Source organism: Mesorhizobium sp. WSM4820 (genome assembly GCF_055811075.1).
Genome location: NZ_JBVVQN010000011.1, coordinates 109,541 through 126,795 on the forward strand (window position 1 = coordinate 109,541; position 17,255 = coordinate 126,795).

Genomic DNA, 17,255 nt, shown 5'->3' on the forward strand with positions numbered 1-17,255 from the left:
CCCCTTCTCCCCGTTTTTTACGGGAGAAGGTCCCGGCAGGGGGTGAGGGGCAGCTTCAACGATCGATCAAAAGCTCACACGTGCTGGCCGCCATTGATGTGGATTTCCGAGCCCGTCACATAGGACGCCTGCTGTGAGCACAGGAAGAAGATGATGTCGGCGACTTCCGCCGTAGTGCCCAGCCGCCGCAGCGGAATCGTCTCGACGATCTTTTCCGTGCCCGGCGACAGGATCGCGGTGTCGATCTCGCCGGGTGCGATGGCGTTGACGCGGATGCCATGCGGGCCGAAATCATGCGCCATTTCGCGCGTCAGCGAGCCAAGCGCCGCCTTCGACGTCGCATAAGCGGTGCCGGCGAAGGGATGCACGCGAGTGCCGGCGATGGAGGTGACATTGACGATCGAGCCCTTGGCCGACGCCAATTCCCTGAACAATCCCCGCGCCAGCATGATCGGCGCGAAGAAATTGACCTGGAACACGTCGCGCCAGACATGCATCGGAGTGTCGATCGAATTCATGCGGCTATTGCCGTCCTTGAGCTTCGGCGAGATACCGGCATTGTTGACCAGCGCATGAAGCTGGCCGCCATGCGCCTCCAGCCGATGGCGGATCTCCGAGATCGCGATGCCGACATCCTCCTGGTCGGCGAGATCGACCTTGATATGGTCCTCCGGACCGGCCGGCCACGGGCAGTCGTCGGCAAAGACCTGGCGCGAGCAGGTGATGACGCGCCAGCCTTCGCGCGAAAAGCGCTTGACCGTGGCGTGGCCGATGCCGCGGCTGGCGCCGGTCAGCACGATGGTCTTTCTGGTGTCGGTCTCGGCCATTCACGATCTCTCTTAAACCGCAGATGTAGCGGAACACGGCAGCGATGACGAGGGGTCAGCCGCCGGTGAGGATGTCGAGGATCGAGGTCTGCCGCTTCTTGACCGGGCCGCCGACATCGGCGGGCGGCACCGGGCGCTTGATCGATGCGGTTGTGCCGCCACCGCCCGGCATGCCGAAGCCGCCGGCATCGACCGTTTCGGCGGGGCGCACGGCGCGAGGCGGCGACGCTTTTTGAGCGGTCGGCGCGGATTGGCCAACCGAAGCGGACGGCACCGGCGCCGGTTGCGCCGTGTTGGGCGGTAATTCGTCCTGCACGATCGTATCGGCAGGCGTCGACCTCCATGTTCCAGGCAGCGGCCGCACCGGCACGCCTTCGTGCGCGGCGACCATGAACTCATGCCAGGCCTGCGCCGGCAGCGCGCCGCCGGTGACCTTCTTCATCGGACCGCCATCGTCATTGCCGAACCAGACTCCGGTGGTGAGATTGGCGGTATAGCCGATGAACCAGGCGTCGCGCGAATTCTGGCTGGTGCCGGTCTTGCCGGCGGCCGGCCAGGCAAAGGCCGCCTTCCTGGCAGTGCCGATTTCAACGGTGCCCATCATCATAGAGTTCATCATGCCGACGATCTCGGGCTTGATGACGCGCGGGGCGCCGCCATTGTTGTCGTAGAGCACCTTGCCGCCGGCTGTCGTCACGCGGCGGATGAAATGGACATCCGGCCGGTAGCCGCCATTGGCGAAGGGGACATAGGCCGACGTCAGTTCCAGCGGTGTCACTTCAGACGTGCCGAGCGCGATCGAGGTGTTGGCCGTTAGGTCGGACTGGACACCCATGCGATGCGCCGCTTCGACGACCGCGTCAGGCCCGACTTCCATGGTCAGCTGGGCGGCCACCGAGTTCAGCGACTTCGCCAGCGCCGTCGCCAGCGTCACCTTGCCGAAATACTTGCCGCCGTAATTGGTGGGCGTCCATTTGCCAATTTTGATCGGCGCGTCATTGCGCACGCTGTCGGGCGTGCGGCCGGCTTCCAGCGCCGCCATGTAAACAAAGGGCTTGAACGCCGAGCCCGGCTGGCGGCGCGCCTCCGAGGCGCGATCGAACTGGCTGGTCGAATAATCATAGCCGCCGACCATGGCGCGTACCGCGCCGGAATTGTCGATCGACACCAGCACGCCCTGGCTGGCATTGAGCTTTTTGCCGCTGCCGTCGATCAGTCGGCGGATCGATTGTTCGGCGAGCTTCTGCAGCGTCAGGTCGACGGTGGCGTCGACGATGATGTCGCCGCGCACGTCGCCGATCAGGTCGGGCAGTTCTTCCACGATGGCGTCGGCGACGTAGTTTTCCGAACCCGTCCAGTAGGATGCCACCCGCGACGCCGGCGCGCTCATCGCCGTTGTCAGTTCCTTGGCGCTGATCTTGCCTGCGTCGCGCATGGCGGCGAGAACAAGCTGCGAGCGCCGCTCGGCGGCCTTCGGGTCACGCGCCGGAGACAGTCGCGACGGCGCTTTCAACAGGCCGGCGAGAAGTGCGGCTTCGGGCAGCGTGACGTCGCGCGCGCTCTTGCCGAAATAGCGGCGCGAGGCCGCTTCGACACCATAGGCGCCGGAGCCGAAATAGACCCGGTTGAGATACATCTCGAGGATCTGGTCCTTGGTGTGCTTGTGCTCGAGCCACAGCGCCAGAAGCACTTCCTGCACCTTGCGTTCCAGCGTGCGATCGGGCGTCAGGAACAGGTTTTTCGCCAATTGCTGGGTCAGCGTCGAGCCGCCCTGCGAAAAACGCCCGCCGACAACGTTGGCCACCATGGCTCTGGACAGACCGATCGGATCGATGCCCAAATGCGAATAGAAGCGGCGATCTTCGATGGCGATGACGGCCTCGGGAATATAGGTCGACATTTCATGCAGGCCGACGGCTTCGCCGCCGCTCATGCCACGATTGGCGAGCAGTTTTCCGTCGACCGAGACGATCCTGATATTGGGCGCCCGGTCGGGGATGGCCCAGGTTGTGGCCGCCGGCATTTTCGCACCGTAATAGACGACGATGCCGGCGGCGGCGATGCCGCCCCAGATGGCCAGCACGAAGCACCAGTAGGCCAACCGGCCGAGCACGCCGAACAGGCCGCGCCGGCTTTTGCCGCTTCCTCGACGCGACGGTTTTGTCTTGGCCGATTGGCGCTTTGCAGAGGTTTTGCGGTTGCTCGGCACGACGCGATCCTCCTCGCTCACCGAAAAACCGGCCGAGGATTTCGCCCGTGGCGGTCCCTCGAAGCTCGGTTCGATGCGGCTGTCTCTGCGGTTCGCCATGCGCTGTGCTGTCTGTCCCGATGCCTGTCGCATCGGCCTGAAAATCGGAATCGATTTTCGGAAAAAGCCGATGCGAAGCTTCAAAGTCTTAGAGCGTGCGTCCGAACGGACGCACGTCGCTCCATGGCGTTCCGGGTGAAGAGTAGATGCGGCGATTTAAGGGCGGGTTAAATGGTTCAAAGTTAATTCAATGCGTTACGGCACGTCACCGCTCCGTTCCTTGCTCCTGGCGGTCGGCAACAATGGCGTCTATCGCGAGACGGCGGGCGTTCTCGCATTTCGGCATCAACTGCCCAGCCGCAGTCGTTCGGCGCGGACCGCCGATAGCAAGGTTGCCGCAATCTATGCCCGTCATAGAGCGCGATCGGTAAAGTGCGTTCGATCGCGCTCTAAACCATTGAATCTACGCATGACCTTGTCACCAAAGTGACGCGCACTGGGGGTCATGCGTTAGCCAATCGCAGCACGAACGGAAAGCGCTGCCCAGGATGATTGCATCGTCTCGCCCACATGGCAGTAGCAGACAATTTCGTGGAGCTCATTGTCGGTCAATTCGAAGAAACGCTTTGCTTCGCCATAAGTATCGTCTTTCAGCCCCTCATCGCGCAGGATCGAATCCTCGAAGGCAACCGATATTGGCGAGCCTTCGCTACGCATAATTTCGCGCTCGGGTGACGAACGATATTCGGTCCCGATAAGTGCGGTGAGGAGTCGGTTGGGCTGCCGTTCAAGAAGTTTTGACCAACGTTCGAGACGCTGGGTTCGGTCCATTGCAGGAGGCGTTGGGTCTCTGTGTACCTTTGCCACCGTATGCAGTTGGTCCAGTGTTTGGTGCCTCATGGCAACCTCCTAATAGTAGGCGGGTTGGCCCCAAACTCCCTGTACCAAGATCATACCGCGAATGTGTCGATACGTCACTCTCATTCCGTATCCAGCTTGGCTTCTCTTTGGGTGCATCGAAGGATGGAGCGGCCCCTGCCTTATCGTCAATTTTCGGCCTGATGGGGGTCATCGGCTCCTTTGCCGCGTCAACCCAACACCCGCTCAATTCCGCTGGATCGATATTCCCTTGTCGTCGATCTTGAGTTCCACGCCCTCCGGCCTGGTTTGCTCGCGATAGACATAGGTGCCGAGCGCGATGACCACGACGACGAGCGCGCCGATGACGAGATAGAGCATGTTCTGTTTCATGGCGCGCCCTTGATGTGCTTCGCAGGATCAGGCCTGCTTCACCAGCTTGATCAGCACGAGCAGGATCACCGCGCCGATCGTGGCGTGGATAATGGCGGCAAATATGCCACCGCCTATGGCGAATCCCAGCCTGGGGAAGAGCAAGCCGGCTATCAAGGCGCCGACGATGCCGACGACGATATTGCCGATCAGGCCGAGGCCGAAACCCTTGACGATCAAGCCGGCGAGCCAGCCGGCAATGGCGCCGATGATGATGAAGACAAGCAGGCTCTCAGTACCCATTGCAGATCCCTCCCGCGCGAATGGTCGCGGAGCAGAAAGCTCCGAATCGACCTCCGATTGCAACAGGTCCAACCTATTGGAAAGAAACCGGCGCCGCCAGCGGCGTCATTCGCCGTCGTCATCCCCGGATGCAGGCCGCCAGCTGATCGGCTCGATCTTTCTTTGCGTATGACCGTCCGTATAGGCCCACCAGCCGGTGTCGTTCTCGTCCCAGTCGCCGCCGGCCGCTTTCAGCCGGTCGAGCGACCTGTACTGCGCGATGGATTCGTTCATCACCCCGTCGCTGTCCTTCCAGTAGACGGTGACCTTGGAGCCATCCCTGGGTGCTGTTTCGATTGGTTTTCTGGCAGCCATTTCATCCCCTCCATCGATCGATAGAACGTCGAGGCGAACACCTGGTTCCACTTAGCTGTGGGCGAAGATGTCTGCCTCATCCCAGCCCATCAGGTCGAGTTTCGCACGCGTCGGCAGGAAGCGGAAGCAGGCCTCGGCCTCCTTGCTCCGGTTGTCGCGCGCCAGCCGCATCGTCAGCACATCGCGCAGCTGGTGCAGGTAAAGCACGTCGGAGGCTGCGTATTCGAGTTGTTCGGGCGACAGCGTCTCCGCCGCCCAGTCCGACGATTGCTGCGCCTTCGACAGGCTGACGCCGAGAAGCTCAAAACAAATGTCCTTCAGCCCGTGCCGGTCGGTGTAGGTTCGGGTCAGCCGCGAGGCGATCTTGGTGCAAAACACCGGCTCTGGCATGACGCCGAAGGCGTTGTAGAGGACGGCGAGATCGAAACGGCCGAAATGGAACAGCTTGGTTATGCTGCGGTTCCTGAGCAGGCTGACGAGGTTTGGCGCCTTCTTCTGGCCGGGCGCGATCTGGATGACGTCGGCGGAACCGTCGCCCGGCGAGATCTGCACCACGCAAAGCCGGTCGCGATGCGGATTGAGCCCCAGCGTCTCCGTGTCGATCGCGACCGCCCCGACGTCGTAGTGCAAGAGCCCGGGCAGGTCGTTCTTGTGGAAGCGGATATCGCTCATCGTCTTCTCCGGTCGCGGCCCATTCGTGCGTCCAATTGGGCGCGCGTCGCTCTATCCCGTCCTCGCCGCGATCCGATGAAAAATCAACAGAAAGTTGCAGTCTGGCCCTCTCAGCGTGTCAGCGCGTCGAGAATGCGCGCCCACGAGCGCTGGCCCTTGTGGAAGGAACTCATCTCGTATTTCTCGTTCGGCGAATGGATGCGGTCATCGTCGAGCCCGAAACCGACAAGCAAGGATTCGATGCCGAGATAAGTCTGGAAATCGCCGACCACCGGGATCGAGCCGCCGCTTCCCGTGGTCACCGCCGGCTTCGGCCACTCGTCGGACAGCGCGTCCTTGGCCTTGGCGAGAAATGGCGAGTCGTAGGAAAGCTGGATCGCCGGCGAGCCGCCATGCGGGTGGAAATCGACTGAGCAGTCGGCCGGGATGCGCTCCCTGACGAAGGCCTGGAAAGCGGCGCGGATCTTTTCCGGGTTCTGCTTGTGGACGAGGCGGAAAGACACTTTTGCCGAGGCTTCCGCCGCGATCACCGTCTTGAACCCTTTGCCGGTATAGCCACCTATAATGCCGTTGAACTCGGCAGTCGGCCGCGCCCAGGTGAGTTCGAGCACCGAGCGGCCGTGTTCGCCGGAAGGGATCGACAGGCCGACGGGCCCAAGGAACGTCTCAGCGGTCTCGCCGAGCGCCTCCCACGACTTCAGGATCTGCGAAGGCGTCTCCTCGACACCGTCATAGAAACCGGGAATGGTGACGCGGCCGTCCTTGTCGTGGATGTCGGCCAGGATCCTGGCCAGGATGCGAATCGGATTGGCGGCAGCACCGCCGTAGAGACCGGAATGCAGGTCGCGGTCGGCGGCTTTCACCGTGATCTCCTCGCCCACCAACCCGCGCAGCGCGACGCAGATGGACGGTGTTTCGCGGTCCCACATGCCGGTGTCGCAGACAAGCGCGAAGTCGGCCTTGAGTTCGGCCGCATTTGCCTCGAGGAACGGCTTCAGCGATGGCGAGCCGGACTCCTCCTCGCCCTCGAACAGAATTGTGATGCGGCACGGCAGCCCGCCATGCACCTGCTTCCAGGCGCGGCAAGCCTCGACGAAGGTCATCAACTGCCCCTTGTCGTCGGCCGAACCACGTCCCGCGATCACCTGGCGGCCGGGCTCGATCTGCTTTACCGAAGGCGCGAACGGATCGCTTTCCCAAAGCTCGATCGGGTCGACCGGCTGCACGTCGTAATGGCCATAGAACAGGACATGCGGCGCGCCCGCCGGCCCGTCATGGTGCGCCACCACCATCGGATGGCCTGGCGTGTCACGCACGCTGGCGTCGAAGCCGATCAGTCTGAGCTCGGCCACCAGCCATTCTGCCGCCTTGCGGCAGTCTGCGGCATAGGATGGATCAGTGGAGATCGACTTGATCCTGAGCAGGCCAAACAGGCGCTCCAGGCTCTCGTCGAGATTTTTGTCGAGGCGGTCGAGGACGGGAGAAATTCTGGACATTTTTATAAAGCCTTTCGATTCTGAGCGGCAACCCTAAAGCTGCGCGGCAGAAACGAAAAGCCGGCGGTCGTTGGACCACGGGCACCGAAAGGCAAAAAAATGCCGCCGTGGTGGAGGGGGAACCACGGCGGCCTTTACTCGAAACGATGCGGCAGCCCGGAGAGGGGGGATAGGCTGCCGCAAGTGTCCGGGATAGGCGGGGGACGGGCCTTGCTCCGGACCTCGGCGAAAAATGCCGATGGCGTTTATCTGTGTCTCCGAACGTGGCGATTCAAGGGCACGAAGATTACACTTTCGTAACATAGCCGTGATCGGATCGACGTGTCAGGGATGTTGCCGGAACCGGTGGTTGAGGCCGCCTTTGGCATGGACCACGACGCCGCGCCGCGCTATCCCTTCGTCCCATGAAAAAAGGCGATCATCTCTTCCTTGTCGACGGCTCCGGCTACATCTTCCGTGCCTATCACGCGCTACCGCCACTGACCCGCAAATCCGATGGGCTGCCGACCAGTGCCGTGCTCGGCTTCTGCAACATGGTGTGGAAGCTGACGCAGGACGCCCGCAACACCGATGTCGGCATCGTGCCGACGCATTTCGCCGTCATCTTCGACTATTCGTCGAAAACCTTCCGCAACGATCTCTACCCCGAATACAAGGCCAACCGCTCGGCACCGCCGGAAGATCTGATCCCGCAATTCGGCCTGATCCGCCAGGCGACCAGGGCCTTCAACCTGCCCTGCCTCGAGACGGAAGGCTACGAGGCCGACGACCTGATCGCCACCTATTGCCGGCTTGCCTGCGAAGCCGGCGCCGACACCACCATCATCTCCTCCGACAAGGATCTGATGCAGCTGGTCGGCCCTTCGGTCGCCATGTACGACCCGATGAAGGACCGCCAGATCGGCGTTCCCGAGGTAATCGAGAAATGGGGCGTGCCGCCGGAAAAAATGATCGACCTGCAGGCGCTGACCGGCGATTCGGTCGATAATGTGCCGGGCGTGCCCGGCATCGGGCCGAAGACCGCAGCGCAATTGCTGGAACAGTTCGGCGATCTCGATACGCTGCTCGCCCGCGCCGCCGAGATCAAGCAGGACAAACGCCGCGAATCGATCATCGCCAACGCCGACAAGGCGCGCATCTCGCGTGAACTGGTGACGCTGAAGAACGACGTGCCGTTGAACGGCGGGCTCGATGATTTCGTGTTGCACCCGCCCGACGGACCAAGGCTGATCGGCTTCCTCAAGACGATGGAATTCTCCTCGCTGACCCGCCGCGTGGCGGAAGCAACCGGAACGGAAGCGACTGACATCAAGGCCATGCCCGTCATTATCGAGCGCGCCGACACCGCGCATGGTCCCGATATGGGGTTTGGCGTGCCGGGCGCCGCCGAAAGCGCGGCGGGCACAGTGACAGACGAAGCCGGGGAAGCGGTGCCGGCCACCGTCAAGGTGGAACCCAAGCAAGGCGACACCCCATCGCTTCTCTCGGCGCTTCGCTTCGAGGACGCCACCGCCAGCAAGATCGACACCAGCGCCTACGTCTCCATCCGCGACACTGAAGTGTTGAAGGCATGGGTGGCCGTGGCGATGGAGGCCGGCATCGTCGGCTTCGACACCGAGACCAATTCAGCCGATCCGATGCAGGCCGAGTTGATCGGCCTGTCCATAGCCACTGCGCCCGGTCGCGCCGCCTATGTGCCGCTCGCCCACAAACGCGGAAATGGCGACCTGCTCGGCGGCGGAGTGGTCGAAAACCAGATTCCGATCCGTGATGCGCTTGCCATTCTGAAGCCGTTGCTGGAGGACAGGTCGGTTCTCAAGATCGTTCAGGAGCTGAAATACGACCTCGTCGTCATGAGCCGCCATGGCATCGATATCGCCCCCTTCGACGACACCATGCTGATTTCCTATGTGCTCGACGCAGGCACGTCCGGCGGCCACAGCATGGCGGCTCTGTCGGAAAAGTGGCTCGGCCACTCGACCATTGCCCTCAAGGAACTGGCCGGCTCTGGACGAAGCTTCGTCGGCTTCGACCAGGTCGACATCGACAAGGCAACCGCCTATGCCGCGGAGCACGCCGATGTGACGCTCAGGCTCTGGCGGGTGCTGAAGCCGCGGCTTGCCGCCAAGGGCCTCGTCTCGGTCTACGAGCGGCTGGAACGGCCGCTGGTGCCGGTTCTGGCAAGGATGGAGCAGCGCGGCATCTCCGTCGACCGGCAGATCCTGTCGCGGCTCTCCGGCGAGCTGGCACAGGGCGCCGCGCGGCTGGAGGACGAGATCTACCAGCTCGTCGGCGAGCGCATCAATATCGGCTCGCCAAAACAGCTCGGCGACATCCTGTTCGGCAGGATGGGCCTGCCCGGCGGCTCCAAGACAAAGACCGGCCAATGGTCGACCTCGGCCCAGCTCCTGGAAGACCTCGCCGCAGAAGGCCACGAGCTGCCGCGCAAGATCGTCGACTGGCGCCAGCTGACCAAATTGAAATCGACCTATACCGACGCGCTGCCCGGTTTCGTCCATCCCGATACGAAGCGCGTCCACACCTCATACGCGCTTGCCGCAACGACGACAGGCCGGCTGTCGTCCTCCGATCCCAATTTGCAGAACATTCCGGTACGCACCGTCGAGGGGCGAAAGATCCGGACGGCGTTCATCGCCGACAAGGGCAACAAGCTGGTTTCCGCCGACTACAGCCAGATCGAGCTGCGCGTGCTCGCCCATGTCGCCGAGATCCCGCAGCTCAAGCAGGCGTTTGCCGACGGCGCCGACATCCACGCCATCACCGCCTCGGAGATGTTCAACGTGCCGGTCGAGGGCATGCCCTCGGAGGTACGCCGCCGCGCCAAGGCGATCAATTTTGGCATCATCTACGGCATTTCCGCCTTTGGCCTGGCCAACCAGCTGTCGATCCCGCGCGAAGAGGCCGGCGCCTACATCAAGAAATACTTCGAACGCTTCCCAGGCATCCGCGATTATATCGACGCGACCAAGGCCTATGCCCGCGAATACGGCTATGTCGAAACGATCTTCGGCCGCCGCATCCACTACCCGGAGATACGGTCGTCAAACCCGTCGGTCCGTGCCTTCAACGAGCGCGCCTCGATCAACGCCCGGCTGCAGGGCACCGCGGCCGACATCATCCGCCGCGCCATGATTCGCATGGACGAAGCGCTGGAAAAGGCGAAGCTGTCCGCCCGCATGCTGCTGCAAGTGCATGACGAACTGGTCTTCGAGACGGCCGAAGCGGAGGTCGAGGCGACGATCCCCGTCGTGCGTCATGTCATGGAGAACGCCGCGATGCCGGCGGTGTCGATGTCGGTGCCGCTGCACGTCGACGCTCGCGCCGCCGACAATTGGGAAGAGGCGCATTAGGCTTCAACAGGCCTTTAAGCCGCCTCGGCCAGGCATTTGGCACACGTCCCGCGGAACTCGATCACCGCCTTCTTGGCGGCGAAGCCGGTCGAGCGCACCCATTCGTCGAGCCGGTGTCCGACATCATGGTCGGAAAATTCGGTCACCTGCCCGCATGTGTCGCAGATGGCAAAGGCGGTCATCGAATGGCTGTGGTCGTGCGGCTCGGCGCAGGCGACAAAGGAATTGAGGCTTTCGAGCCGGTGCACGAAGCCGGACTTCACCAGCGTGTCGAGCGCGCGATAGACCTGCAGCGGTGCGCGAAAACCCCGATCGCGAAGCTGGTCGAGCAATGTATAGGCGCTGAGCGGCCCGCTGGCGGCCTCGAGTTTCTCGAGCACGCACAACTGGTTTTTCGTCAGCACATCCCTTGCCGCCATGATCCTGTTTCCAACCCGTTTTGCGCCGGTTGCTCGTCATTTTCCGCATGCAATCGGCTTCAATTCTCTCCAGATAGCGACGAACCGGCCTTTTTGCTACTGTTTCTGTGTCGGCATGGCCCAGAAGCCGGCCAACTCCGAGGCATTGTTTGGCTATGCCAATCGATGCAAACCTGAAGTGATTGTCACTTCCGTGGCGGACCCTTGCGCTCGGCGGAGGCCGCCCACAGATTGATGTCGGCCTCGCGCGCGTAGGTGTCGATTTCGGCGAGTTCGGCATCGCTGAAATCGAGCGCCTTCAGCGCGCCGACGCAATCCTCGACCTGTTCCGGCCGGCTGGCGCCGATCAGCGCCGAGGTCACCCGGCCCTTGCGCAGCACCCAGGCCAGCGCCATCTGCGCCAGCGTCTGGCCGCGTCGGCCGGCGATGGCGTTCAGCGCCTTGATGTTGACGATGGTCTTGTCGTTGATGAAGGCCGGCCGCAGCGACTTGCCCTGGCTGGCGCGGCTGCCCTCAGGGATGCCGCCGAGATATTTGTCGGTCAGCATGCCTTGCGCCAGCGGCGTGAACACGATTGAGCCGACGCCGAGCCCCTCCAGCGTGTCGAGCAGACCGTCGTCCTCGACCCAGCGGTTGAGCATCGAATAGCTCGGCTGATGGATGATGCAAGGCGTGCCGAGCTGCTTCAATATGTCGGCGGCCTCGCGTGTGCGCTGCGAATTGTAAGAGGAGATGCCGGCATAAAGCGCCTTGCCCGAGCGCACCGCGTGATCGAGCGCGCCCATCGTTTCTTCCAGCGGAGTATCAGGGTCGAAGCGGTGCGAATAAAAGATGTCAACATAGTCGAGCCCCATCCGCTTCAGGCTCTGGTCGAGGCTGGCCAGCACATATTTGCGCCCGCCCCATTCGCCATAGGGTCCGGCCCACATTTCGTAGCCGGCCTTGGTCGAGATGATCAGCTCGTCGCGATAGGAGGAGAAATCCGTTCGCAGGATTTCGCCAAAAGCCGTCTCCGCCGAACCGGGCGGCGGGCCGTAATTGTTGGCGAGGTCGAAATGCGTGATGCCGAGATCGAAGGCCTTGCGCGCGATCGCCTGCTTGGTCCGGTGCGGCGTGTCATCGCCGAAATTGTGCCAGAGCCCGAGCGAGATCGCCGGCAATTTCAGGCCGGATCGCCCGCAGCGATTATACACCATGTTCTCGTAGCGGTTTTCGGCGGGCACATAGGGCATGGGGAGATCCTCAAATCAAAAGCGAGCCCGGCAGTTGCCACCGCGAAAAAAAGGGTGAGTCGGCCCTGCCCTCACCCTTAGCCTCTCGCCGTTCCTATGGGGAGAGGGATCGCTGAAGCGCTTGCGTTACTTTTTCTTCGCCAACAGCCCTTCCGCTTCCTTGACGCCCAGTGCCGCAGGCCGTTCGCAGGTGGTCTGCATGGCAACGAACTTTCCGCTCGCGCCCGACCGCAACATGCCGGTCATCACATCGACGGCATGCAGCGCCAGTTCCATCGAGCAGCGATGCGGCCGTCCTTCCGCGATAGCCAGCGCCATGTCGGCGAGACCGGCGGTGCGGTAGTTGGCCATCATGCCGTGCGAATGCATCTGGTTGGCCACGCCGAACGGATGCTTCCACTTTGGCAGCTTCTTGACCGGCTTGGCGGCATCGGTGAAGCGAACGTCGCCGCCGAAGAAATTCGGATCCGGCAAAAACACCGTGCCCAATTCGCCGTAGAGTTCCATCGGCGCATGGCCATGGCTCCACACGTCCCAACTGGTATTGAGCGTCACCACGGCGCCATTTTCGAACTCCATCACGCCGTGGATCGTCGTCGGCGTGGCGACCAGGATTTTTTCGCCGGCGCGAGGCTTGGACGAGATCGTGCGTTCTGTCGACGGGATCGAAGCGAAGGCCGCCACCTGCTTCACCGGTCCGATCAGCTGGATCAGGTTGGTGATGTAATAGGGTCCGATATCGAGCACCGGACCAGCGCCAGGCTGGAAGAAGAAGTCCGGATTGGGGTGCCAGTGCTCCATCCCATGGCTCATCACGTGGCATGTGCCGCTGGTGATCTTGCCGAGCTTGCCACTGTCGATCAGGTCGCGGACAAGCTGGTGCGCGCCACCGAGGAAAGTATCGGGCGCCGAGCCGATGCGCAGTCCGTCTTTCTCCGCCAGCTTCTTCAGGTCGAGCCCTTCCTTGACCGATAGCACGAATGGCTTTTCCGAATAGACGTGCTTGCCGGCATCGAGGATCTGTTTCGACACCTCGTAGTGCACCGCCGGAACGGTGAGATTGACGATGATGTCGATATCGTCAGCCTTGAGCAGCCCTTCGACTGTCTCGGCTCGCAGCTTGAACTCCTTCGCCCGCGCCTTGGCCGCATCCATGTTAATATCCGCACAGGCGCGCATCTCGATGCCGCGAAACAGCGGCGCAAACGAGAAATACGCCTTCGAGATGTTGCCGCAGCCGATGACGCCGACCCCAAGTTTTCTTGCCATGCTGATGCTCCTAATAGGTCTTGGCGGCTGCGATCGAGCGGCGGGCGAAGCGCTCGATATCGTTGGGGTTGTCGTGTTCCATGACGTAGTATTTGGCGGGGCTGTTGGCGCGCAGCGCCTGGATCAGACCGGCCCAGTCGATTGTGCCGTGGCCGACATCCGACCAGCCGTCCTCGTCAAGGCCCTCGCCGGGCTTGGCAATGTCCTTGACATGGACGGCGGCAATGCGTTTGCCATGTTTCTCGATCCAGGGCAGCGGATCGTCGCCGCCGCGCACCACCCAGGCGACGTCCATCTCCCAGCCGATGTCGGGCGCTGCCGCCAGGATGTGGTCCTGCGGCACCGAGCCGTCGGCAAGCTTCTTGAACTCGAAATCATGGTTATGCCAGGCAAAGCCGTAGCCGGCCTTTTCAGCCGTCTCGCCGACCTTGGCCAGGCGTGCGCCGAAGCCGCGCCAGCCGGCCGTGTCGGTCGGCCTGCTCTCGGCGACCAGATAGGGGCAGATGAGCAGAGTGATGCCGAGCGCGTCGGCGATTTTGCGCACACCGTCAAAATCCTTCTCGAGCGCATCGATCGAGAAATGGCCGGTCGGCATGGTGAGGCCGTTCTTGTCGAGTTCGGCACGAAACGCCTTGGGGTCGTCATAGACGCCGCCGAACCCTTCGACTTGGGCGTAGCCGAGCTCGCCCAGCATCTTGAGCACCCCATCCCAAGGTTGGAAATTGCGGGCGCTGTAAAGTTGGAATGACCAATTCATCGTCTCTGTCCGTTCTCTGGGGATGGATGGGCTTGAGGTGAAATTCTGGGGAGTTACAGGCGGTTGCCGGTTGCGGCGTCGAACAGCGAAGCGCGCATCGGGTCAAAACCGATGCTCACGGTGTCGGCGTTGTTTGGCGTGCGCTCAGATGTCACCCGCACGGTGAAATTCTGATTTGCGAGCTTCAGCCAGACCAGCGTGTCGGACCCCATGGGTTCGACGACGACGACATTTGCCGTGGCTGTGAACGGCCATCCGGAGCCGCTGTTGAAGGCGACATGCTCGGGCCGGATACCGAACACCGCCGATCCCGGCACGGGCTCCTTTTCGAAAGCGTAGGTGGCAAGCGGGATCCGCACATCGTTGGCGATGAAGTGCCAGTTGCCATCGTCCTTCTCCAGCCGGCCGTCGAGGAAATTCATCGCCGGCGAGCCGAGGAAGCCGGCGACGAAACGGTTGACCGGGCGGTTGTAGATGGTCTGCGGTGCGTCGAGCTGCTGGATGACGCCGCCCTTCATCACCGCGATACGGTCGGCCAGCGTCATCGCCTCGATCTGGTCGTGGGTGACATAGATCATCGTGTTCTGCAGCTTGCTGTGCAGCAGTTTGATTTCGACACGCAGCTCGGCGCGCAGCTTGGCGTCGAGATTGGAGAGCGGCTCATCGAACAGGAAGACGTCGACGTCGCGCACCAGCGCCCGCCCGATCGCCACACGCTGGCGCTGGCCGCCCGAAAGCGCCGACGGCTTGCGTTGCAGCAATGGCTCGATCTGCAGGATCTCGGCGGCCCGCGCGATGCGCTTGGCGATCTCGTCCCTGGGAATGCCGGCAACGCGCAGCCCGAACGACAGATTCTTCTCCACCGTCATCTGCGGGTAGAGCGCATAGGACTGGAACACCATGCCGATGCCACGGTCCTTGGGCTCCTCCCAGGTGACGTTCTTGCCCTTGATGAAGATGCGGCCGTCCGAAACGTCGAGCAGACCGGCGATGCAGTTGAGCAGGGTCGACTTGCCGCAGCCGGACGGCCCGAGCAGCACGATGAACTCGCCCTCGGCGACGTCGATGTTGAGTGTTTCCAGCACCGAGATTGCGCCGAAATTCAGCGAAAGGTCCTGGATTGAGACGCTGGGATTTTCGAGTCTTGTCATCATCATCCTTTCACCGCGCCGGCGGCGATGCCACGCACGAAAAGCTTGCCGGAAACGAAGTAGACGACGAGCGGTACCAGGCCGGTCAGGATGGTGGCGGCCATGTTGACGTTGTATTCCTTCACGCCTTGCACAGAGTTGACGATGTTGTTGAGCTGCACCGTCATCGGATAAGTGTCGGGGCGGGTGTAGACGACGCCGAACAGGAAGTCGTTCCAGATGCCGGTCACCTGCAGGATGATGGCGACGACGAAGATCGGCAGCGACATCGGCAGCATGATCCGGAAATAGATGCCCCAGAAGCCGGCGCCGTCGACGCGCGCCGCGCGGAACAGTTCCTCCGGCATGGAAGTGAAATAGTTGCGGAACAACAGCGTCAGGATCGGCATGCCGAAAATGGAATGGACGATCACCAGGCCGCTCAGGCTGCCATAGAGGCCGATCTCGCGCAGGATGATGACGATCGGATAGATCATCACCTGATAGGGGATGAAGGCGCCGACGATGAGGATCACGAAGAAAGTATCGGCTCCCTTGAAGCGCCAGTTGGCAAGCGCGTAGCCATTCACTGAAGCGATGGCGATCGACAGGACGACCGACGGGACGGTGATGCGCACCGAATTCCAGAAGCCGCGCGAGAGCCCGTCGCAGTTGAGGCCGGTGCAGGCGCTGGACCAGGCCTTCACCCAAGGCTCGAAGGTGATCTCGAGCGGCGGCGAGAAGATGTTGCCGAGGCGTATCTCCGGCATGCCCTTGAGCGATGTCACCACCATCACATAGAGCGGCAGCAGATAATACAGCGCCACCACGATGAGCGTGCCATAGAGGAAGATGTTGCGGCGCGAGAACACATGCCGCGGCTTGGGCCCCCGCGGCCCGGATGCCTCAAGCCCGATAGAGCCCGTACCGGCAGGCAGGGGAACGGCAAGGTCAGCCACGCTTCTTGCCTCCGAATTCGAGATAGGCCCAGGGAACGATGACGACCACCACCGACAGCAGCATCATGGTCGAGGCGGCGAAGCCCTGCCCAAGGTTCTGGGCGAAGAACATGTAGTCATAGACATATTTGGCCGGCACTTCGGAGGCGATGCCGGGACCGCCGCTGGTCTGGGCGACAACCAGGTCATAGACCTTGACGATGCCGGCGGCGATGATGACGAGCGCGGTGATGAAGACCGGTCGCATCATCGGGATGATGATGAACAGATAGGTCTTCAGGGTGGGTATCCCATCCACCCGCGCGGCCTTCCAGATATCCTCGTCGATGCCGCGCAGGCCCGCCAGCATCAGGCACATGATCAGCCCGGTGCCTTGCCAGAGCGCGGCGATCAGGATGCCGTAGATGACGATGTCGGAATTGTAGAGCGGATCGAAGCTGAAGGTTTCCCAGCCGAGGCCGCGCACCACCCCCTGGATTCCGAACTCCGGGTTGAGCAGCCACTGCCAGACCAGACCGGTGACGATGAAGGAGAGCGCGAAGGGATAGAGGAAGATGGTGCGGAACGTGTCCTCGAAGCGGATCTTCTGGTCGAGCAGCGCCGCCAGTATGAAGCCGATGATCAGAGAGAACACCAGCGACAGCACGCCGTAGACCAGCAGGTTCTCGATCGAGACCAGCCAGCGCGGCGTCGACCACAGCCGATAATACTGGTCGAGCCCGACGAAGTTCAGCCGCGGCAGCAGTTTTGAATTGGTGAAGGAATAGAGCACCGTCCACGCGCTGCCGCCAACGAAGATCACCAGTGCGGTGAGGACCATCGGAATAGAGGCGACCTTGGCATTAAGGTTGCGGAAGAGTTGGTTGGGGCGTTCGCTCTTGCTCATCTGCACAGCCGGGCTGGATCGGGTAAGGGCGGGAGGGTCAAAGCCGAAGAGTCTCTTGACCCGGAGCTCCCGGCCCCGCGGTCGCGGGCCGGGAGCGAGCAG

16 protein-coding genes are annotated in these 17,255 nt (G+C 62.3%); 1 reads left to right on the forward strand and 15 read right to left on the reverse strand.

The window, feature by feature from the left end; all coding sequences use genetic code 11:
• Window positions 1–74: 74 nt before the first annotated feature.
• The 8 genes from AC0L2R_RS18975 to AC0L2R_RS19010 all read right to left on the reverse strand — a co-directional run bounded on the left by AC0L2R_RS18975 (window position 75) and on the right by AC0L2R_RS19010 (window position 7,130).
• The gene (locus AC0L2R_RS18975) at window positions 75–827 is read right to left on the reverse strand and encodes an SDR family NAD(P)-dependent oxidoreductase (RefSeq protein WP_473510771.1); all 753 of its coding nucleotides are present in this window, start codon (window positions 825–827) and stop codon (window positions 75–77) included.
• A gap of 55 nt (window positions 828–882) precedes the next feature.
• Window positions 883–3,135, reverse strand: coding sequence for a transglycosylase domain-containing protein (locus AC0L2R_RS18980; protein ID WP_473510773.1), 2,253 nt, complete (start codon window positions 3,133–3,135; stop codon window positions 883–885).
• A 450-nt stretch (window positions 3,136–3,585) separates the two neighbouring features.
• Window positions 3,586–3,975, reverse strand: coding sequence for a hypothetical protein (locus AC0L2R_RS18985; RefSeq protein WP_027153082.1), 390 nt, complete (start codon window positions 3,973–3,975; stop codon window positions 3,586–3,588).
• Between the two features lie 204 nt (window positions 3,976–4,179).
• On the reverse strand, window positions 4,180–4,326 hold the full coding sequence (locus tag AC0L2R_RS18990) for a hypothetical protein (RefSeq protein ID WP_473510774.1): 147 nt from the start codon (window positions 4,324–4,326) through the stop codon (window positions 4,180–4,182).
• A gap of 27 nt (window positions 4,327–4,353) precedes the next feature.
• On the reverse strand, window positions 4,354–4,608 hold the full coding sequence (locus AC0L2R_RS18995) for a GlsB/YeaQ/YmgE family stress response membrane protein (protein WP_473510776.1): 255 nt from the start codon (window positions 4,606–4,608) through the stop codon (window positions 4,354–4,356).
• A 105-nt stretch (window positions 4,609–4,713) separates the two neighbouring features.
• On the reverse strand, window positions 4,714–4,962 hold the full coding sequence (locus AC0L2R_RS19000; RefSeq protein WP_023797415.1) for a hypothetical protein: 249 nt from the start codon (window positions 4,960–4,962) through the stop codon (window positions 4,714–4,716).
• Window positions 4,963–5,013: 51 nt separating this feature from the next.
• Complete coding sequence (locus tag AC0L2R_RS19005; RefSeq protein ID WP_128184720.1) at window positions 5,014–5,634, reverse strand: ribonuclease D; 621 nt, start codon at window positions 5,632–5,634, stop codon at window positions 5,014–5,016.
• A gap of 110 nt (window positions 5,635–5,744) precedes the next feature.
• Window positions 5,745–7,130: a M20/M25/M40 family metallo-hydrolase gene (locus AC0L2R_RS19010; protein ID WP_236375929.1), complete on the reverse strand. Its 1,386-nt coding sequence runs from the start codon at window positions 7,128–7,130 to the stop codon at window positions 5,745–5,747.
• Between the two features lie 404 nt (window positions 7,131–7,534).
• Here AC0L2R_RS19010 and polA point away from each other — a divergent pair, with 404 nt between their 5' ends.
• A complete protein-coding gene (polA, locus tag AC0L2R_RS19015) occupies window positions 7,535–10,501 on the forward strand; it encodes a DNA polymerase I (RefSeq protein ID WP_473510778.1) in 2,967 nt (988 codons plus the stop codon).
• 14 nt (window positions 10,502–10,515) lie between these two features.
• Here the strand turns inward: polA and AC0L2R_RS19020 are convergent, their stop codons facing one another.
• The 7 genes from AC0L2R_RS19020 to AC0L2R_RS19050 form a co-directional block, all read right to left on the reverse strand.
• Window positions 10,516–10,920, reverse strand: coding sequence for a Fur family transcriptional regulator (locus AC0L2R_RS19020; protein ID WP_023797411.1), 405 nt, complete (start codon window positions 10,918–10,920; stop codon window positions 10,516–10,518).
• A gap of 185 nt (window positions 10,921–11,105) precedes the next feature.
• Window positions 11,106–12,152, reverse strand: a complete 1,047-nt coding sequence (gene mgrA / locus AC0L2R_RS19025) for an L-glyceraldehyde 3-phosphate reductase (protein WP_473510780.1) — start codon at window positions 12,150–12,152, stop codon at window positions 11,106–11,108.
• Window positions 12,153–12,278: 126 nt separating this feature from the next.
• Window positions 12,279–13,421, reverse strand: coding sequence for a Gfo/Idh/MocA family protein (locus AC0L2R_RS19030; protein WP_473510782.1), 1,143 nt, complete (start codon window positions 13,419–13,421; stop codon window positions 12,279–12,281).
• 10 nt (window positions 13,422–13,431) lie between these two features.
• Window positions 13,432–14,178, reverse strand: a complete 747-nt coding sequence (locus AC0L2R_RS19035; protein ID WP_473510783.1) for a sugar phosphate isomerase/epimerase family protein — start codon at window positions 14,176–14,178, stop codon at window positions 13,432–13,434.
• Between the two features lie 53 nt (window positions 14,179–14,231).
• On the reverse strand, window positions 14,232–15,329 hold the full coding sequence (locus tag AC0L2R_RS19040) for an ABC transporter ATP-binding protein (protein ID WP_473510785.1): 1,098 nt from the start codon (window positions 15,327–15,329) through the stop codon (window positions 14,232–14,234).
• 2 nt (window positions 15,330–15,331) lie between these two features.
• The gene (locus AC0L2R_RS19045; protein ID WP_027153093.1) at window positions 15,332–16,267 is read right to left on the reverse strand and encodes a carbohydrate ABC transporter permease; all 936 of its coding nucleotides are present in this window, start codon (window positions 16,265–16,267) and stop codon (window positions 15,332–15,334) included.
• Window positions 16,260–17,153, reverse strand: coding sequence for a carbohydrate ABC transporter permease (locus tag AC0L2R_RS19050; protein ID WP_473510787.1), 894 nt, complete (start codon window positions 17,151–17,153; stop codon window positions 16,260–16,262). The genes AC0L2R_RS19045 and AC0L2R_RS19050 overlap by 8 nt, the downstream gene beginning before the upstream one ends.
• Window positions 17,154–17,255: the final 102 nt, after the last annotated feature.